This is a genomic window from Kordiimonas sp., assembly GCF_965216265.1.
Classification (GTDB): Bacteria; Pseudomonadota; Alphaproteobacteria; order Sphingomonadales; family Kordiimonadaceae; genus Kordiimonas.
Window position 1 is genome coordinate 2,174,488 of record NZ_OZ244153.1, and the last position, 17,039, is coordinate 2,191,526.

The window sequence follows — 17,039 nt, forward strand, 5'->3', positions numbered from 1 at the left end:
GATTCACAGGCATCAACAACTACTACAATTATTTATTTATATATTATTGAGTAGTAGGAAGGATGTGCCCGGGTTAGAAACCGAGCCTGACCGTTCAGGAGTACTTCATGCCAAAACTGCTTTTAAACACCCTTCAAGGTAACCCCGGCGATCGGGTCCCGTTCTGGTTCATGCGTCAGGCAGGACGGTATCTGCCGGAATACCGTGAAGTTCGTGCCACAACCCGCAGCTTTATGGAGTTCTGTTATAGCCCGGAAAAAGCAGCGGAAGTAACCCTGCAACCGATCCGCCGTTACGGCATGGACGGTGCCATATTGTTTGCGGACATTCTTGTTGTACCAGACGGACTTGGCCAGAAGGTATGGTTTGAAGCAGGGCACGGGCCAAAACTTGAAGCCATTAAAGACCATACCGGTTTTGACAATCTTTCACTGGGTGCTTTCCATGACAAGGTTGGCAATGTGTATGAGACCGTGCGCCGGTTAAAGGCTGAACTGTCTTCAGATGTAACCTTGCTTGGTTTTGCGGGCGCGCCCTGGACTGTTGCCACCTATATGATTGAGGGAGCTGGCAGCAAAGACCATGCTGCTGCACGTCAGATGGGATACGGCAACCCGGAATTGTTCCAGAAAATTCTGGATATTCTTGTGGATGCAACGGCTGAATACCTGTGTGCACAAATTGAAGCGGGTGCAGATGCGGTGCAGATTTTTGACAGCTGGTCTGCAGCACTACCTGAAACCATGTTCCAGAAATGGGTGATCGAGCCGACCGTTGCGATCGTGGATAAAATTCGCGCCAAGCACAAGGAAGTGCCTATTATTGGTTTTCCGCGGCTTTCCGGCGCGATACTGCCCGAGTTTGTATCAAAAACCGGGGTGAACGCGGTTTCGCTTGATACCGGTGTGCCGCTTGAGTGGGCGCGGGACAATGTGCAAAACAAGGTCTGTGTTCAGGGTAATCTTGACCCACACCTAGTGGTTTCCGGCGGCGAGTTGATGGTAGACGAGGCTTACCGTATCCTTGAAACGCTGAAGGGTGGTGCCCACATTTTCAACTTGGGCCATGGTTTTGTACCCGAAACGCCGCCTGAGAATGTGGCACTTCTCTCAAAAACCATTAAAAATTTCCGGCGCTAACAGCCAGGTGCTAACAGAAAAATCAAACTGGGGGACATGTGATGGAAGGCTATTTGGGCGAGTTTTATCTCTGGGTGAAAGCTCTTCACATCATTTTTGTTATCTTCTGGATGGCCGGTATGTTTATGCTGCCGCGCTATCTTGCCTATCATTCAACCACAAAGGTTGGCTCGGATGAAGACAAGAACTGGATTGAGCGTGAACGCCGCCTGATGCGGATCATTATCAATCCGGCCATGAGCATCACCTGGATTTTGGGCCTGATGCTTGTGTTCAATATCGGGCTTGATGCAGGTGGCTGGCTGCACGCGAAACTGCTTCTGGTGTTCCTGCTGTCCGGTTTTCATGGCATGTTATCAAAGTACCGCAAAGCCTTTGAACGCGGGGAACGCCCCAAAAGCGAGACCTATTTTCGCCGCATCAATGAAATCCCGGCCGTGTTTATTTTTGCCATCGTGCTTTTGGTGGTGCCAAAGGCCTTTTAAGGGTGGTTTTAAATTATACTGTTCTGGTACCAAATACCTTGACAGGCGAGGGCAACATGCTAGCTTGAGGCATCCGGTGTGTGCCATATCTGGCGCATGCCATCCAAATTTCCCGAAATTGCCGGTTTTTGATGTGTGTATCCCCCGGCAGTATCATTTTCCAAAGACTGGGCCTGTAGCCCCAATAATCTGGAAATTCCCTTGAATAACAAGAAGTTGGACGATCCCATGCATTTACAGGATCTCAAAGAAAAGACCCCGGCGGATTTGCTTTCGCTCGCGGAAGAAGTAGGCGTTGAAAACGCCTCCAGCATGCGCAAGCAAGACATGATGTTTGCCATCCTCAAGCATCTTGCTGATGATGACATTGAAATCATGGGTGCTGGCGTGATTGAAATCCTTTCTGACGGATTTGGTTTCCTGCGCAGCCCGGAATCAAACTATCTGCCAGGCCCCGATGATATTTATGTGAGCCCCAGCCAGATCCGGCGTTTTGCGCTCAGGACCGGTGACACGGTTGAAGGCCAGATTCGCGCCCCCAAGGATGGTGAGCGGTATTTTGCGCTTCTGAAGGTTTCCAAAATCAATTTTGATGAACCTGAGAAAACCAAACACAAGGTGCACTTCGATAACCTGACGCCGCTTTACCCTGATGAAAAACTGAAGCTCGATCCTGATGACCCAACGGTGAAAGACAAATCACCAAGGGTGATTGATCTTGTTGCACCGATCGGTAAAGGCCAGCGTGCGCTTATCGTGGCGCCGCCGCGCACCGGTAAAACCGTGCTTCTGCAAAACATTGCGAAAAGCGTCTCTGCCAACCATCCTGAGTGTTATGTCATCGTGCTTTTGATCGATGAACGCCCGGAAGAAGTGACAGACATGCAGCGCAGCGTGCAGGGTGAGGTGGTTTCATCCACATTTGATGAGCCGGCATCCCGCCACGTACAGGTTGCAGAAATGGTGATCGAGAAAGCCAAACGGCTGGTGGAACACGGCAAGGACGTTGTGATCCTTCTTGATAGTATCACTCGTCTCGCACGGGCTTACAATACGGTGGTACCGTCATCCGGTAAGGTACTCACCGGTGGTGTGGATGCCAACGCATTGCAGCGCCCGAAACGCTTCTTCGGTGCAGCCCGTAACATTGAGGAAGGCGGCTCGCTTTCCATCATTGCAACGGCGCTGATTGAAACCGGTAGCCGTATGGATGAAGTGATCTTTGAGGAATTCAAGGGCACAGGTAACTCGGAAGTGGTGCTTGACCGCAAGGTTGCAGACAAGCGCGTGTTCCCGGCAATCGATATCCTCAAGTCCGGTACCCGGAAAGAAGAACTTCTGGTCGACCAGGGCACGCTTTCGAAAATGTGGGTTCTGCGCCGTATCCTCACGCCAATGGGCACTGTGGACGCGATGGAGTTCCTGCTTTCCAAGCTCAAGGATGCACCAAACAACGAAGATTTCTTCTCCCAGATGAACAACTAATCATCTGACGCGAATAAAAGATAGTTAGATCAAGAGCTTGCATCCGTTGCGGGCTCTTTTTCGTTTCAAGGAAACAAGGTTATGTCTACCGCTTTATTGATCATTGATGTGCAATATGCGATCGATCACCCCAAATGGGGCCAGCGCAATAATGCCGGTGCGGAAGCGAATATGGCAAAATTTTTGGCTGCGTGGCGAGGGCAGGGGATGCCCGTCTTCCATATCCGGCATGATAGCCGTGAAGACGGATCGCCTTACGCGCCTGGGCAGCCTCTCCATGCCTTTAAGGATGTTGTGAAGCCTGTGATGGGTGAGCGGGTTGTTGGTAAAAGCACAAATAATGCTTTTGTGGGCACATCACTGGAGGCTGACTTGAAAAAAGCTGGGGCGGATAAACTGGTGATCACCGGTGTACTGAGCCAGCATTCGGTGGATGTAACGGCCCGCATGGCCGCGAGCCTTGGTTTTAACGTGACAGTGATCTCTGATGCCACGGCTGCAGTGGAAGTTACTGATGAGCGCGGTAAACATTGGCCAGCGGATGATGTACATGCGTTGACGCTCGCGCATTTGAAGGCCGACTATGCGGCTATCAAATCAACTACTGAGGTTTTAGCCAACCTTACCGCTTAAATTATGACGCGAGACGAAAATCTGAGACGCCAAGTTCAGGCATCCAGATAAGGTGCTGGCGTTTGATCATATGGTTCTGCCAATGAAGCGGCTGCAGGTTAAAAGCTTCGTCCGAACCGCCCCGCGAAAGCGGTGTGATCAGGTCAACCTTCCAGCCAAATTCACCCAGTTTGCCGTGGTCAACAAAGCGGATTGTTTTGCCGCAGCTGTCGCGGCGGTAGATATCCGGGTCATGGCCATCGATTTTTGAAGCCTTTTGCCAAACTTCATGTTTGATTGCTTCACCGGCGGTGCGGAACTTATAGCTGTCGAATTCACCATACATTTCCAGTCTCCGTAGACTTGGTGCAGGAACCGCCTTTTAACTGAGGGGAGGGGCGATAAGGCCTGCGTTTCAAAACTACACTATGACAGACTATATATTGTGATTTCTAATATAAGATTAACAACATGTAGGTGAGTGAATATCGTAAAAGTTTGATAAAAACGATGAAATTTTATGTCCTTTGAAGGGTTTTACCCCTCAGGGTATGAGAAGTGTTTGCCCGGTGGTGGCGCGGGCCTCAAGCGCGCGGTGTGCATCGGCCGCATCCCTGAGCGCAAAACGCTGGTTGATATCTGCCTTGATGTGGCCCTCTCGGATAGCGTCAAACACCCGGCCTGTGCACAGCTCCAGCTCCTCCCGCGTGGCGGTATAATCCATCAGCGTGGGGCGGGTGACAAAAAGCGAACCCTTTTGTGCGAGCAGGCCGGGCGAGAAGGGTTCAACCGGCCCGGTGGCGTTGCCGAAGGTTGCCAAAGTGCCGCGCCGTTTAAGTACGTTAAGCGAGCCCATAAAGGTATCTTTGCCCACGCTGTCATATACAACGGGCACACCCTCACCATTGGTGATTTCCATCACACGGTTGGTGAAATCTTCCCGTGCATAATTGATGGTGTGGTGGCAGCCGTTTGCCCGTGCAAGCTCGGCTTTTTCATCACTGCCCACGGTGCCAATCACTGTTACACCAAGGGCGGAAAGCCACTGACAGGCAATAAGCCCAACACCACCAGCGGCCGCGTGAAACAGCACCGTGTCCCCCACCTTTACCGCATAGGTACGGAAGATCAGATACTCCACCGTGCAGGCCTTGAGCATCAGCGCGGCTGCATCTTCATCCGATACGGCGTCCGGCAGTTTTACGAGCTTTGCGGCGAGGAAGTTGCGGCATTCTGCATAAGCGCCGATGGGGCCAGCGGGGTAGGCGACCCGGTCCCCAACCTTAAAACTGCTCACACCGTCGCCCACAGCTTCAACAACACCGGCGGCCTCCAGCCCCGGCACGCCCGGCATGGGCATGGGGTAAAGCCCGGTGCGGTGATAGGTATCAATGAAGTTGAGCCCGATGGCGGTATGACGAAGCGTTACCTCACCCGCTTTTGGGGCATCAAGGGATAGCTGCTGCCAGGTGAGCACATCTGGCCCACCCGCTTCATTGATAACAATAGCGCCGGTTTTCTCAGCCATATCAGCCTTTCAGGTGCGTTTCAAAAAACACGCGGGTGCGGTCATTGGCAAGTGCTGCTGCGTCGCCATCCCAGCTTTGGCCATCAGGCCGTGCAAATGCATGGTCAACACCCGCATAATCATGGATGGTGATCTGGTCGTGACCGTCAAGTGCCTTGTGAATTTTGGCTTGCGCGGCCTTATCCACAAAACCGTCTTCCTCGGCGATATGCATCAGCAGCGGCTTGGTGATAGCATCCGCTTCACCAACCTTGGTATCAAGGCCAACACCGTAATAAGACACAGCCGCGTCCACGTCGGTTTTCACAGCCGTCATGAAAGCGAGCAAACCACCAAGGCAATAGCCCACAGCACCAACCTTGCCACTGCCGCCCTCAATGGTGCGGGCTTTGGTAACGGTGGCGGCGATATCTTCATGGCCTTTTGTATGGTCAAAATTCTGGAAATAATGGAAAGCCTGATCCCATTCTTCTTTTGTTTTATCGGTGATATCCACACCCGGTTTCATGCGCCAGAAAAGGTCTGGGCAGATGGCAATGTAACCTTCTGACGCCAGGTCATCACAGATCTGCCGCATGCCCACATTCACCCCAAAAATCTCCTGCAGCACCACCACCACGGGGCCGCTGCCACCTTCCGGCCTTGCTACATAGGCTTTGAAACTGCCGCTACCGTCTGTTGCGTCGATGTTGATATAGTCTGCCATGATTATTCTCCTGCGAATTATCTGTTGTTAGTAGACTGACTCAAAGTCGATCTGGCTCAGATTTATCAACGCCATCCCAAGACCATGGAAATCGCTATCAATAATGGCATCTGGGTCGCTGTTGTTATTTGAGTTAGCGCCTGGGGACCATCTGGCAAGCACATGATATTGGTGGTTTAGGATGGCTTCAAATACCCACTCTGCTCCATCGAATCCGAGCGGCCTTGGAGGCAAGTCATCGTCTGAAAACCAGTGAGACGCTCTATCTAGGGCGGCCTTAACGTTTACCAGTTCCTGAGCGGGCACCGCTTGGGCAGATTGATGTCGTAGACGACCTGGATCATCTTCACCCGGACCGATCAGAATTTTGGTTTCCAGCACACCACTGCCATCGGAATTAAATGTCAGCCGAAAGGCCACGGGCTGATCAAATGTGCGCAGCCAGAGGAAGCGAACTACATTTTTTTTGGTGGCTTGCGCAACCGAAAATAAGGAGGGTTCATTCATGCGATCCAGTGTCTGGGCATACCAGGAATTGTGAAATTCATCACCCGGACCACAACAAAACGAGGTAGGAAAATATGAGGTCTTGGGCTCAAGCGTACAGCCAGACAGACTAAGAAGAACGACGGTGAGCATAATTTTCACGGTGTTCATGGTTTTCTTTCCCAGCATTGTATCAGTCCAAAGCTCCAGCCTTTTCAAGCGCCTTGCCTTCTTCAACGCTCAGCGCACCTTCAAGCACAAGAAGCGCGCGTTTGGTGTGGAGGCCACCGTCACCCGAATAGCCGCCCAGCTTGCCTTCGCGCGCAATGATGCGGTGGCACGGCACAAGGATAGGGATGGGGTTACGCCCGCACGCTGTGCCCACAGCTTGGGCGGCAGAGCCTATCTCCTGCGCCAGCTCACCATAGGTGCGCATCTCACCATAAGGGATGGCCTGCATGGCAGCCCAAACCTTTTCCTGATGTTTGGTTCCAATGGCCGCAAGCGGCAGATCAAACTCGGTCAGCTCTCCATCAAAATAGAGATCAAGCTGGCGCTTGGCTTCAATAAGAAGTGGTGTTGGTTCCTGAAACGGGCTCCAGCCCCAGTCAAGCGAGACGATAGCGCCATCAAACTCGGTGATGGTGATATCAATCACCGGCGTGTGCATGGAGAGTTGCGACATGGTTGCCCCCGCGATATGGATGAGGCTAATAGCTATTGTGCGTGGGCGAGCCATGCAAGCACAATCATCATACCTGAAGGCAGAGCCGGTGATGGTGAGCAGAGGAATTCAACGTCATGAGCATTGAAACCGATACGATTTTTGCCCTGTCATCCGGCGCGGGTGTGGCGGGTGTTGCTGTGGTTCGGCTCTCTGGCCCCAAGGCTCATGCGGCGCTTGAAAGCCTGAGCGGCAAGCCGGTGCCCACAGCAAGGTTCGCCGCCCTTCGTCTCCTCAAGGATCAGGACACTGGCGCCCGGCTTGATGAAGCTTTGGTGCTGGCCTTCACGGGTCCTGCAAGTTTCACCGGGGAAGATGTGGTTGAGTTGCATCTGCACGGGGGGCGCGCCGTTGTATCTGGTGTTTTGGAGGCGCTTGCACGCATGCCCGATTTGCGCCCGGCAGAGGCTGGCGAATATAGCCGCCGCGCGTTCGAGAATAGTAAGCTCGACCTCACTGAGGCGGAAGGATTGAACGACCTCATTCATGCGCAAACCGCCGCGCAGCGGGAACAGGCGCTCCGGCAAATGGACGGTGCCTTGCGTGCGCTCTATGAAGATTGGCGCACGCGGCTTGTGGGCCATCTCGCGCATCTTGAAGCCGATATTGATTTCCCGGATGAAGACCTGCCAGAAGGGGTCGCGGGTGCCGTGAAACCAAATATATTGATGTTAAGGGATCAAATAACACAACATCTTGTGGATGGTCGGCGCGGTGAGGCTCTGCGTGAAGGCTACCGCATTGTCATCATGGGGGAACCCAATGCGGGCAAATCCACCCTTCTGAATGCGCTGGCTAAATCAGATGTTGCTATCGTCTCCGACGAAGAGGGTACCACGCGGGACGCGATTGAAGTACAGCTCGACCTGGGTGGGTTTCCGGTGCGTCTTGTGGATACAGCGGGCGTGCGGGAAAGCTCTGGTGCTGTGGAGCAGGAGGGCATTCGCCGGGCGCTGAAGCGAGCGGAAGAGGCCGACCTTCGCCTCGTACTGGTGCGGGCTGATGACTGGCCCGTGTTGCCAACAAGCATGCAGCCCTGGCTCGATGACAAGGCCATGCTGGTGCTCACGCAAACAGACCGTACTGAGATGTTTCACGTGAAACATGACAAGCTGCCAAACGGCATTGTTGGGGTGAGTTATGTTTCCGCTAAAAATGACCATGGGTTGGATGACTTGTTCAAGCAGCTTGAGGCCCATGTAAGCGATGCGATGGCACCGCGCGAGGCACCGTCGCTCACGCGTGTTCGGCATCGCCGCGCGCTTGAGGAGACGGTCGATCATCTCACCCGCTTTTCAGACAATGCGGGTTTTGATGCCGTGCTGGCGGCAGAAGATGTGCGCATGGCGGCCCGTGCGTTGGGGCGCATTACCGGGCGCGTGGGTGTTGAAGATGTGCTTGATGTGGTCTTCTCAGACTTCTGTATCGGCAAGTGATTGCCGTGCTGTGGAGGCTTGTTGGACTTCTGATGTTTCACGTGAAACATCACTCAAGCGGCTCTCAACTATCGCCCCGCGCTTAACTTTGACTTAATCGGCAAAGTCTATTATACCCTGCGGCGTTAAGGGGCCTCGTTTGAGGGCCTCTTTTTGCTTTCTGGAATGTTGGGTATTGAATAGGTTTTTCGCCATGGCAGATTTTGATGTCATCGTAATTGGGGGTGGTCACGCGGGCTGTGAAGCGGCTGCCGCGGCTGCGCGCATGGGCGCGAACACACTTCTTATTACGCACAAGGTTGAAACCATTGGCGAGATGTCCTGCAACCCGGCGATTGGCGGTTTGGGCAAGGGTCATCTGGTACGTGAGATTGATGCGCTTGACGGCATCATGGGCCGGGTGGCGGATGCCAGCGGTATTCAGTTCCGCCTCTTGAACCAGCGCAAGGGACCAGCCGTTCAGGGCCCGCGTTGTCAAAGTGACCGCAAGCTATACCGTGAGGCCATGCAGGCCACGCTGATGAATTACGCAAACCTCACCATTGAAGCTGGTGCAGTTGAGGACCTGATCGTTGACCGCGCTGGCGACAAGCCGGTGATTGAGGGTGTTATAACGGCTGACGGCAAAAAGATCACTGCCACTGCTGTGATCCTCACCACCGGTACATTCCTGCGCGGGCTTATCCATATTGGTGAAAAGAAGATCCCGGCGGGCAGGGCAGATGAAGCGCCTGCGCTTGGGCTATCCGACACGCTTGAAGAAATTGGTTTTGCGCTCGGTCGGCTCAAGACAGGCACACCCGCACGGCTTGACGGCAAAACCATTGACTGGTCAGTTTGTGAAGAACAGCCGGGCGATACACCGCCGGTGCCGTTCTCCTTCCTGACCGCTAAGATCACTGTGCCGCAGATCAGTTGTTATATGACGCGCACCAGCGCGCGCACCCATCAGGTGATCCAGGAAAACCTGCACCGGTCGCCGATGTACTCTGGCCAGATCGACAGCAAGGGCCCGCGCTATTGCCCGTCGATTGAAGACAAGATCGTGCGCTTTGCTGACAAAACCAGCCACCAGATTTTCCTTGAGCCCGAAGGGCTGGATGATGACACGGTTTACCCGAACGGCATTTCCACCAGCCTGCCGGAAGAGGTCCAGGACGAGCTGATCCGCTCGATTCCGGGCCTCGAGAATGTGCGTATCATCCGCCACGGGTATGCCATCGAGTATGACTGTATAGATCCGCGCGAGTTGAAGGTGACCCTCGAGACGCGCCGCGCGCCGGGGCTGTATCTCGCGGGTCAGATCAACGGCACCACAGGGTATGAGGAAGCTGCCGCCCAAGGCCTGATGGCGGGGGTAAACGCCGCGCTCAGGGCAAAGGGTGAGGGCGAGACTTTTGTGCTCGACCGTGCAGACGCCTATATAGGTGTGATGTTAGACGATCTTGTGACCCAGGGCACCCGCGAGCCTTATCGCATGTTCACCAGCCGGGCGGAGTACCGCTTGCTGCTCCGTGCCGATAACGCCGACCAGCGCCTGACGGGCAAGGGTATTGCCGTTGGCCTTGTGGGCGACGAACGCGCTGACGCTTATTCACTCAAAAAGGCCGCGCTTGACGCAGGGCACGCGACACTCAAGTCGCTTTCCCTGACACCCAATGAAGCTGCCAAGGTTGGCATCCAGATCAATCAGGACGGTGTGCGCCGGGATGGGGAAGCATTGCTCGCTTTCTCCACCATCGATTTTGCGCGGCTCAAAGAAGTGTGGCCTGATACACTCGGCACAGTTGAGCCTACCATCGCACGCCAGCTTGAGATCGATGCCATGTATGCGGGTTATCTGGAGCGGCAGGCGCAGGACGTGGCAGCGTTCAGGAAAGATGAAGCACTTGAGATTCCGGACGACCTCGATTTTGATACGGTCAACGGGCTCTCCAACGAGATGCGGCAGAAGTTCACTGAGGCGCGGCCCGCTACTCTTGGGGCGGCGGCGCGTATTGCTGGCGTAACGCCTGCAGCGCTCACCCTGCTTCTTGCCCATGTAAAAAAACGCCGCCGCGCGGCCTAGTTCCCGGAACACTTCTATATGTACGGACCAGATGATCTTGCCCGCGATGTCGATGTTTCACGTGAAACATTGGAGCGGCTGAAGACCTATGCGGCCTTGCTCGCCAAATGGCAAAAAGCTAAAAATCTTGTGGCGAACTCGACGCTTGATGCCATGTGGCAACGGCATTTCCTCGATTCGGCCCAGATGGCGCCGCACCTTCGGGATGTGTTTGGCGAGCGCAAACTCAGCATGCTTGATATCGGCTCGGGTGCAGGTTTCCCCGGTCTTGTGCTCGCCGCCATGGAGATTGGGCACGCGCATATGGTGGAAGCCAACGGCCGCAAGTGTATTTTCATGAACCAGGTTTCACGTGAAACATCGGCTGCGGCCACCATTCATAATGAGCGAATCGAGGCGATTGAGCCGTTTCCTGTTGATGTTGTCACTTCCCGCGCGTGTGCACGTGTGCTTCAACTCGTGAATTGGGCGGCTCCGTTCCTTGGTGAGGGTGTAGAAATGTGGCTCCTCAAGGGGGAAGGGGCGGAAGAAGAATTGACCGAAGCGCAAGCTTGTTGGAAGATGGACATCAATCGGTATCAAAGCCTCTCAGACCCGGCAGGGGTCATCCTCAGGCTTTCAGCGATACAACGGTTGTAACAGTTCAGATCATGGGTGCGCGGACGTGGGCCCACAAGGGGAGAGTGACCGCATGTCGTTGGAAATGCAGTCAAAATCGGGTACGGGGGCGCATATTATCGCAGTAGCCAACCAAAAGGGTGGCGTGGGTAAAACCACAACAACCATCAATTTGGCAACAGCAATGGCTGCGGTTAAGAAGCGCGTGCTGATTCTTGATTTGGACCCACAGGGTAACGCCAGCACTGGCTTTGGCATTGACCGCAGTGCGCGGGAGATCACGTCCTATGACGTGGTGCTTGGTGCAGCGCCGCTTGGGGACGCTATTGTGGTGACCGAAGTGCCGGGCCTCTCGATTGTGGCCTCAACCGTGGACTTGTCGGGCGCTGACCTTGAGTTGGCTGAGCTGCCGCACCGTAATTTCCGTCTGCGGTATGCGCTTGAGAAAGCCGTCGCGCGGCAGGAATATGATTATATCCTCATTGATTGCCCGCCATCCTTGTCGCTCCTCACCATCAACGCGCTTGTTGCTGCCGATTCGGTGCTGGTGCCGCTGCAGTGTGAGTTTTTTGCGCTTGAGGGCTTGAGCTTGCTGCTCAAAACCATTGAGCAGGTGCGCGGCAGCCTGAACCCACACCTCACGATCAACGGTGTGGTGCTCACAATGTTCGACAAACGCAATAATCTCTCGGAGCAAGTGGCTGCTGATGTGCGCGATTATCTGGGTGACAAGGTGTACCGCACCGTCATTCCGCGCAATGTGCGGGTGTCGGAGGCGCCAAGCCACGGCAAACCGGTGCTTCTTTATGATCACCGCTGTGTTGGCAGCCAGGCCTATATAAAACTGGCGCGTGAGTTGCTCGGGCGTGACCGCAAAGTTTCTGCATAATATTTAATAAAAACAATAGGTTAGATTGTATATCATGAGTAAAGCTGCACGTAAGGGACTGGGTAAAGGGCTGTCTGCTCTTTTGGGTGATGACCGGCCGGCGTTTGAGGATAGCGATGACGGCATTGCAACGCCTTCGAGCCCGCATTCGGGTCGTCGCCTGCTGCCGATCGAGTTTTTGGAAAGAAACATAGAGCAGCCGCGCCATCATTTTGATGAAGACGCGCTCGCTGATCTCGCAACTTCCATCAAGCAGAAGGGGCTTTTGCAGCCAATTCTGGTGCGTGAGCTTGGGCCAAACCAGTATCAGATCGTGGCGGGGGAACGCCGCTGGCGTGCCGCCCAAAAGGCGGGCATCCATGAAGTGCCGGTCGTCGTCAAGGAACTGACAGACGGCGAAGTGCTTGAGATCGCCATCATCGAGAATATTCAGCGTCAGGACCTGAGCGCCATCGAGGAAGCTATCGCTTATAAAAAGCTGATCGAGGAATTTGGTCATACACAGGAAGCAGTTGCGGAAGGTGTTGGCAAAAGCCGCAGCCACGTAACCAACCTGTTGCGCCTCCTTAGCCTGCCTGAAAAAGTGCAGGTGATGGTGGATGAGAGCAAAATCTCCATGGGTCATGCCCGTGCGCTTATTGGTGCTGAAGACCCGCTCGCGCTCGCAAAACGTATTGTAGATGAAGGACTTAGCGTTCGCCAGACAGAAGTGCTTGCAGGGGAAGCCAAGGGCCGTACCCGGCGTGAACCGCGCCCGGGTGGCAGTGGTGGTGCGTCATCTGCTGGTAAAAAAGACGCGGATACCGTCGCGCTTGAGAAAGACCTTTCCGCAGCAACCGGCATGAAGGTGTCTATCGATCATGAAGGCGAGGGCGGCAAGGTCACCATCGCTTACGCGACGCTTGAAGAGCTGGACGAGCTTTGCTCAAAACTGGGCGTTTGCGGCTTTTAGCCCGCTTTCCTGTCATGCCCGCGTTCGCGGGCATCCAGCATTCTCCGTTCTGTGGCTCTGCTCCGATATAGGCCGCTTGCTTGTGGACTCCCGCCTTCGCGGGCGTGATAGCTGCCTACGTTAAAGCTTGGCCTCAATGGCATCCCAGATATCGGCTTCGAGTTTCACGCCGTCAAACCGGTTTACCGCCTGCAAGCCGGTGGGGGAGGTGACATTGATCTCCGTCAGCCAGTCGCCAATCACGTCAATGCCCACAAATATCAGCCCGCGCGCCTTCAACTCAGGCTTCAGCCGGTCGCAAATTTCCCTCTCACGCGCTGTCAGCGTTGAGCGTTCAGCCACACCGCCGACCACCATGTTGGAGCGCACTTCGCCTTCGGCGGGCACACGGTTGATGGCGCCGGCCACCTCACCATCAATCAGGATGATGCGTTTGTCACCATGTCTGACCTCAGGCAGGAACTTCTGCACCATCACAGGCTCGCGGCTGCCTTCAAAAAACAGCTCCAGCAAGCTTGAAAGGTTGCTGTCGTCACCCTTCAGGTGAAACACGCCCGCGCCACCGTTGCCGTAAAGCGGTTTGACGATGATCTCACCATATTTGGCGCGGAAATCCTTCACGTCGCCTGCATGCCGGGTGATCAGGGTTGGCGGCATAAGGTCTTGAAATTTTGTAACAAAAAGCTTCTCTGGCGCGTTTCTCACCTCACCGGGGTCGTTGACCACAAGCGTGCGCGGGTGCACAAGCTCCAGCAGGTGGGTCGCGGTGATATAGGCCATGTCAAACGGTGGGTCCTGGCGCATCCACACCACGTCCATGTCCTCAAGGTCGATAACCTCCGCTTTGCCGTAGCTGAAATGAGCGCCCATTTCGCGCTTCACTGACATCGGGTGGGCGTGGGCAATCACCTTGCCCTCAACATAGCTCATGTCTTCCGGCACATAATGCCAAAGCTTGTGTCCTCTGGCTTGCGCTTCAAGGGCAAGAACAAATGTGCTGTCGCCCTGAATGTTGACCCCTTCCATCGGGTCCATTTGAAAAGCGACTTTAAGCCCTTGTTTCGACATGAAAAAACCTCACTGTTAAACGATATTATTTAAAGCATAGCTTGAAGATCAGCCTGCCAGGCGTCTTTGATATGGGTCGGCCAGCGCGGCCATGCAATGCTTATCACATCAAAGCGAAGTGATTGCTTCAATTTGCGGTGAGTTTGCATCCAGGAAAGTGCGGCACGTTCGATGCGTTTGCGCTGCCTTGGTGTGACAGCCTCGAGCGCCAAGGCATTGTTTTTGCGCTGTTTTACCTCAACGAAGATAATACGACCGGCCTTCTCAGCCACAATATCCAACTCGCCATAACGGGTGCGGCACCGGCGCTCGAGAATGCGGTATCCCTTGAGGGATAACAGAACACAGGCAATCGTCTCAGCCCTGCGTCCGCGTTTCTCCGCCTCCTGCCGCTTTCCCATAGGCCTAGCCCTTGCCGGTTAGCTCAAGCGCGCGGCTATAGAGCTGCTTTTTGGGTATATCGGTCAGCTCCGCCACAAACGCGGCGGCTGATTTCACGCTCATATGTTTGAGCGCGGCGGTGAGCATGGTCTCTGCATCAATCTGCTGGCTGTCTGCCGGCGCGGTTTTTGAGGGCGGGCCGATCACCACAACAATTTCGCCCTTTGGTGCCCCAGCTTCCGCATAATGAGCGGCGAGAGCGATTAAGTCGCCCCGAACAACTTCTTCAAATCGTTTGGTCAGCTCCCGGCATACGGCGGCTTCGCGGTCACCCAGCACCTCGGCCGCGTCGCGCAAACTCTCGGGCAGGCGTTTGGCGCTTTCATAATACACCAGGCTTGCGGGGATTTGGCGTTCCACGTGAAACCATGTCTGCCGGGCTTTTGATTTGTTGGGCGGGAAACCGAGGAAGAGGAAACGGTCTGTGGGTAGCCCCGCGAGCGATAGTGCCATGATGGCCGCACAGGGGCCGGGTATGGCGGTGACATAATGGCCGTCGTCCTGCGCTTCCGCCACCAGCTTGAAACCTGGGTCCGAGATCAGCGGTGTGCCCGCGTCTGATACTAGTGCCACCTTCTTGCCTTCCGCCAACATGGCCAGAAGTTTGGGCCGCTGGACCGCACCATTATGTTCATGATAGGCCAAAAGCGGTTTTTTGATCAGGTTGGCCGTCAACAGCTTTGCTGTCACGCGCGTATCTTCACAGGCGATGGCATCAACCTGACCAAGCACATGTTTTGCCCGCGCGCTGATGTCACCCAAATTGCCAATGGGCGTGGCCACCACGTAAAGCCCCGGTTTAAGGATCTGCTGAGACCCGAATTCGGCCATTTTTCTCTCCCATTATGGTATCCGAGGCTGATCGACGTTAAAATTATCCGTGTCCCGTGTGGGCGCAGATTTACAGCCGATTGATTTCAGACTAGGTTCGGCGCTCAGACCAGATAGTGTGAGCCTTCGCCCCTGACCGATATGGGCATCAGATAACACCAAGGATGGATATGGTTGCAAGCCGCTTCTTCAAACAGTGCAAAGCTTTATGGGCAATAAGCCTGTTGATCTTTGTGGCTGCGTGTGGTGGCCAGACGCCAGCACCGCCGTCGCGCACCAGCCCCGTGCCCATGCGCCCCGCGCCGGAACGGGATATCGCGGAAAGCACTGAAACCCCGTCGCCGGAAGAGCTGAAAGCAGCGGGTGAGGCCGACAAGATCAAGGTAGCGATCCTGTTGCCGCTGAGCGGTGCAGAAGGTATCACCGGAAACGCGCTGTTGCGCGCGGCCACCATGGCGCTTTTTGATGCTTATGACCCCCGGCTTGTGATGCTGCCGTTTGATACCAAAGCTGACTATACGGAAAGTGAGCGTGTGGCGGAAATGGCCGTGGAAGCGGGCGCAGATATCGTGCTTGGGCCACTTCTTGGGCAGAATGTCACGGCGGCGGGCAATGTACTTGCGCGCGCAGGCATCCCTATGATTGGTTTTTCAAATGACCAGAGCGTGGCCGCACCCGGCCGCTATATCATTGGGTTCATGCCTGAAAGTGAAGTGCAGCGCGTGGTGGATTATGCGCTTGAGACCGGGCATTCGCGTTTTGCGGCCCTGCTGCCTGAAGGCAAATATGGTGACCGCGTGCGTATGGCGTTCGGGGAAGCGGTGAGCTTTGGTGGCGGGCGCCTGACCGCGCTTGAAAGTTACCCGCCAAACCCGGAAGCAGTGTTTGAGCCGGTAAAACGCCTTGGCAATTATGATGAGCGGCGCAAGGCGCTCCGGGACGAGATACGTTTCCTGCGCAGCTTGAATGACGACATGACGGATGAGATCGCCAACCGGCTTGAAGCGGCAGAAGCGCTGGACCCTGTGCCGTTTGACGCGGTGATCGTGCCTGAGGGCGGCGAGCTTCTGCGCACCGTGGCACCGCTGTTGCCCTATTATGAGATCGACCCCAATGTGGTGAAACTTCTGGGCACCGGGCTTTGGAACGACGAAAGCATCCTTCGTGAACCGCCACTTCAGAACGCGTGGTTCGCGGCACCTACACCAGATGCCCCCATCGCGTTCCTCAACAGGTATCAGGAAACCTACGGCGAAGCCGCGCCGCGGCTGGCGTCCATCGCCTATGATGCCATGAGCCTTGTGGCAGCCCTTGCGCGTGACGAAACCGTGAAAAAGAAAAACCGTTTTTCTGAAGAGAACCTTACCGCGAGTTTCGGTTTTGTCGGGGTGGATGGGCTGTTCCGCCTGTTGCCTGACGGCACAAACGAGCGCGCACTCGCCATTGTGGAAGTGCACCGTAAGGGCCTGCAGGTGATCGACCCGGCCGCAACGGCTTTCCCGGCGTTTGGGTATTCGCTCAGGCGGTCAGCTTCCCAATAATAACATTGGGGAGCGACCGAGGCCGCGCCA

General features: G+C 55.0%; 18 protein-coding genes. 10 read left to right on the forward strand and 8 right to left on the reverse strand.

Features of this window, described 5'->3' with window-relative positions:
- The first annotated feature begins 107 nt into the window (after positions 1-107).
- The 4 genes from hemE to ACOOGA_RS10030 all read left to right on the forward strand — a co-directional run bounded on the left by hemE (position 108) and on the right by ACOOGA_RS10030 (position 3,742).
- Positions 108-1,139, forward strand: coding sequence for a uroporphyrinogen decarboxylase (hemE, locus tag ACOOGA_RS10015; protein ID WP_417459408.1), 1,032 nt, complete (start codon positions 108-110; stop codon positions 1,137-1,139).
- Positions 1,140-1,180: 41 nt separating this feature from the next.
- Positions 1,181-1,624, forward strand: coding sequence for a CopD family protein (locus tag ACOOGA_RS10020; protein ID WP_417459409.1), 444 nt, complete (start codon positions 1,181-1,183; stop codon positions 1,622-1,624).
- 228 nt (positions 1,625-1,852) lie between these two features.
- Positions 1,853-3,109, forward strand: a complete 1,257-nt coding sequence (gene rho / locus ACOOGA_RS10025) for a transcription termination factor Rho (RefSeq protein WP_417459410.1) — start codon at positions 1,853-1,855, stop codon at positions 3,107-3,109.
- A gap of 81 nt (positions 3,110-3,190) precedes the next feature.
- Positions 3,191-3,742 (forward strand): cysteine hydrolase family protein, encoded by a 552-nt coding sequence (locus tag ACOOGA_RS10030; RefSeq protein ID WP_417459411.1) that lies wholly within the window; start codon positions 3,191-3,193, stop codon positions 3,740-3,742.
- 1 nt (position 3,743) lies between these two features.
- Here ACOOGA_RS10030 and ACOOGA_RS10035 read toward each other — a convergent pair whose 3' ends face one another.
- The 5 genes from ACOOGA_RS10035 to ACOOGA_RS10055 all read right to left on the reverse strand — a co-directional run bounded on the left by ACOOGA_RS10035 (position 3,744) and on the right by ACOOGA_RS10055 (position 7,126).
- Positions 3,744-4,067 carry an HNH endonuclease gene (locus ACOOGA_RS10035; protein ID WP_417459412.1) on the reverse strand — a complete coding sequence of 108 codons (324 nt, stop codon included), beginning with the start codon at positions 4,065-4,067 and terminating at the stop codon, positions 3,744-3,746.
- Between the two features lie 198 nt (positions 4,068-4,265).
- Positions 4,266-5,249 carry a quinone oxidoreductase family protein gene (locus tag ACOOGA_RS10040; protein WP_420428592.1) on the reverse strand — a complete coding sequence of 328 codons (984 nt, stop codon included), beginning with the start codon at positions 5,247-5,249 and terminating at the stop codon, positions 4,266-4,268.
- Between the two features lies 1 nt (position 5,250).
- On the reverse strand, positions 5,251-5,955 hold the full coding sequence (locus tag ACOOGA_RS10045; protein WP_417459414.1) for a dienelactone hydrolase family protein: 705 nt from the start codon (positions 5,953-5,955) through the stop codon (positions 5,251-5,253).
- A gap of 27 nt (positions 5,956-5,982) precedes the next feature.
- Positions 5,983-6,612, reverse strand: a complete 630-nt coding sequence (locus tag ACOOGA_RS10050) for a hypothetical protein (RefSeq protein WP_417459415.1) — start codon at positions 6,610-6,612, stop codon at positions 5,983-5,985.
- 22 nt (positions 6,613-6,634) lie between these two features.
- Entirely contained in the window at positions 6,635-7,126 is a 492-nt protein-coding gene (locus tag ACOOGA_RS10055) for a methylated-DNA--[protein]-cysteine S-methyltransferase (RefSeq protein WP_417459416.1), read from the reverse strand.
- Positions 7,127-7,242: 116 nt separating this feature from the next.
- Here ACOOGA_RS10055 and mnmE point away from each other — a divergent pair, with 116 nt between their 5' ends.
- The 5 genes from mnmE to ACOOGA_RS10080 all read left to right on the forward strand — a co-directional run bounded on the left by mnmE (position 7,243) and on the right by ACOOGA_RS10080 (position 13,128).
- Positions 7,243-8,601, forward strand: a complete 1,359-nt coding sequence (mnmE, locus tag ACOOGA_RS10060) for a tRNA uridine-5-carboxymethylaminomethyl(34) synthesis GTPase MnmE (protein WP_417459417.1) — start codon at positions 7,243-7,245, stop codon at positions 8,599-8,601.
- 193 nt (positions 8,602-8,794) lie between these two features.
- Positions 8,795-10,669, forward strand: a complete 1,875-nt coding sequence (gene mnmG, locus ACOOGA_RS10065; protein WP_417459418.1) for a tRNA uridine-5-carboxymethylaminomethyl(34) synthesis enzyme MnmG — start codon at positions 8,795-8,797, stop codon at positions 10,667-10,669.
- An 18-nt stretch (positions 10,670-10,687) separates the two neighbouring features.
- Positions 10,688-11,308, forward strand: coding sequence for a 16S rRNA (guanine(527)-N(7))-methyltransferase RsmG (gene rsmG / locus ACOOGA_RS10070; protein ID WP_417459419.1), 621 nt, complete (start codon positions 10,688-10,690; stop codon positions 11,306-11,308).
- 52 nt (positions 11,309-11,360) lie between these two features.
- Positions 11,361-12,176, forward strand: coding sequence for a ParA family protein (locus tag ACOOGA_RS10075; RefSeq protein WP_417459420.1), 816 nt, complete (start codon positions 11,361-11,363; stop codon positions 12,174-12,176).
- Positions 12,177-12,210: 34 nt separating this feature from the next.
- Positions 12,211-13,128, forward strand: coding sequence for a ParB/RepB/Spo0J family partition protein (locus tag ACOOGA_RS10080; RefSeq protein ID WP_417459421.1), 918 nt, complete (start codon positions 12,211-12,213; stop codon positions 13,126-13,128).
- A gap of 120 nt (positions 13,129-13,248) precedes the next feature.
- Here ACOOGA_RS10080 and gshB read toward each other — a convergent pair whose 3' ends face one another.
- Genes gshB through rsmI form a run of 3 tightly spaced genes read right to left on the reverse strand, consistent with a single transcriptional unit; the run spans position 13,249 to position 15,468 of the window.
- Positions 13,249-14,196 (reverse strand): glutathione synthase, encoded by a 948-nt coding sequence (gshB, locus tag ACOOGA_RS10085; RefSeq protein WP_417459422.1) that lies wholly within the window; start codon positions 14,194-14,196, stop codon positions 13,249-13,251.
- A gap of 29 nt (positions 14,197-14,225) precedes the next feature.
- Positions 14,226-14,597, reverse strand: coding sequence for a YraN family protein (locus tag ACOOGA_RS10090; protein ID WP_417459423.1), 372 nt, complete (start codon positions 14,595-14,597; stop codon positions 14,226-14,228).
- A gap of 4 nt (positions 14,598-14,601) precedes the next feature.
- Positions 14,602-15,468 (reverse strand): 16S rRNA (cytidine(1402)-2'-O)-methyltransferase, encoded by an 867-nt coding sequence (gene rsmI / locus ACOOGA_RS10095; protein WP_417459424.1) that lies wholly within the window; start codon positions 15,466-15,468, stop codon positions 14,602-14,604.
- A gap of 164 nt (positions 15,469-15,632) precedes the next feature.
- Between rsmI and ACOOGA_RS10100 the strand changes: the two genes are divergently transcribed.
- Positions 15,633-17,009: a penicillin-binding protein activator gene (locus tag ACOOGA_RS10100; RefSeq protein ID WP_420428594.1), complete on the forward strand. Its 1,377-nt coding sequence runs from the start codon at positions 15,633-15,635 to the stop codon at positions 17,007-17,009.
- The last annotated feature ends 30 nt before the right edge of the window (positions 17,010-17,039 follow it).

Bases quoted from the DNA above. Each gene is read 5' to 3' on its own strand.
- hemE (WP_417459408.1), top strand. From the start codon at position 108: ATGCCAAAACTGCTTTTAAACACCCTTCAAGGTAACCCCGGCGATCGG.
- ACOOGA_RS10020 (WP_417459409.1), top strand. From the start codon at position 1,181: ATGGAAGGCTATTTGGGCGAGTTTTATCTCTGGGTGAAAGCTCTTCAC.
- rho (WP_417459410.1), top strand. From the start codon at position 1,853: ATGCATTTACAGGATCTCAAAGAAAAGACCCCGGCGGATTTGCTTTCG.
- ACOOGA_RS10030 (WP_417459411.1), top strand. From the start codon at position 3,191: ATGTCTACCGCTTTATTGATCATTGATGTGCAATATGCGATCGATCAC.
- ACOOGA_RS10035 (WP_417459412.1), bottom strand. From the start codon at position 4,067: ATGTATGGTGAATTCGACAGCTATAAGTTCCGCACCGCCGGTGAAGCA.
- ACOOGA_RS10040 (WP_420428592.1), bottom strand. From the start codon at position 5,249: ATGGCTGAGAAAACCGGCGCTATTGTTATCAATGAAGCGGGTGGGCCA.
- ACOOGA_RS10045 (WP_417459414.1), bottom strand. From the start codon at position 5,955: ATGGCAGACTATATCAACATCGACGCAACAGACGGTAGCGGCAGTTTC.
- ACOOGA_RS10050 (WP_417459415.1), bottom strand. From the start codon at position 6,612: ATGAACACCGTGAAAATTATGCTCACCGTCGTTCTTCTTAGTCTGTCT.
- ACOOGA_RS10055 (WP_417459416.1), bottom strand. From the start codon at position 7,126: ATGTCGCAACTCTCCATGCACACGCCGGTGATTGATATCACCATCACC.
- mnmE (WP_417459417.1), top strand. From the start codon at position 7,243: ATGAGCATTGAAACCGATACGATTTTTGCCCTGTCATCCGGCGCGGGT.
- mnmG (WP_417459418.1), top strand. From the start codon at position 8,795: ATGGCAGATTTTGATGTCATCGTAATTGGGGGTGGTCACGCGGGCTGT.
- rsmG (WP_417459419.1), top strand. From the start codon at position 10,688: ATGTACGGACCAGATGATCTTGCCCGCGATGTCGATGTTTCACGTGAA.
- ACOOGA_RS10075 (WP_417459420.1), top strand. From the start codon at position 11,361: ATGTCGTTGGAAATGCAGTCAAAATCGGGTACGGGGGCGCATATTATC.
- ACOOGA_RS10080 (WP_417459421.1), top strand. From the start codon at position 12,211: ATGAGTAAAGCTGCACGTAAGGGACTGGGTAAAGGGCTGTCTGCTCTT.
- gshB (WP_417459422.1), bottom strand. From the start codon at position 14,196: ATGTCGAAACAAGGGCTTAAAGTCGCTTTTCAAATGGACCCGATGGAA.
- ACOOGA_RS10090 (WP_417459423.1), bottom strand. From the start codon at position 14,597: ATGGGAAAGCGGCAGGAGGCGGAGAAACGCGGACGCAGGGCTGAGACG.
- rsmI (WP_417459424.1), bottom strand. From the start codon at position 15,468: ATGGCCGAATTCGGGTCTCAGCAGATCCTTAAACCGGGGCTTTACGTG.
- ACOOGA_RS10100 (WP_420428594.1), top strand. From the start codon at position 15,633: ATGGATATGGTTGCAAGCCGCTTCTTCAAACAGTGCAAAGCTTTATGG.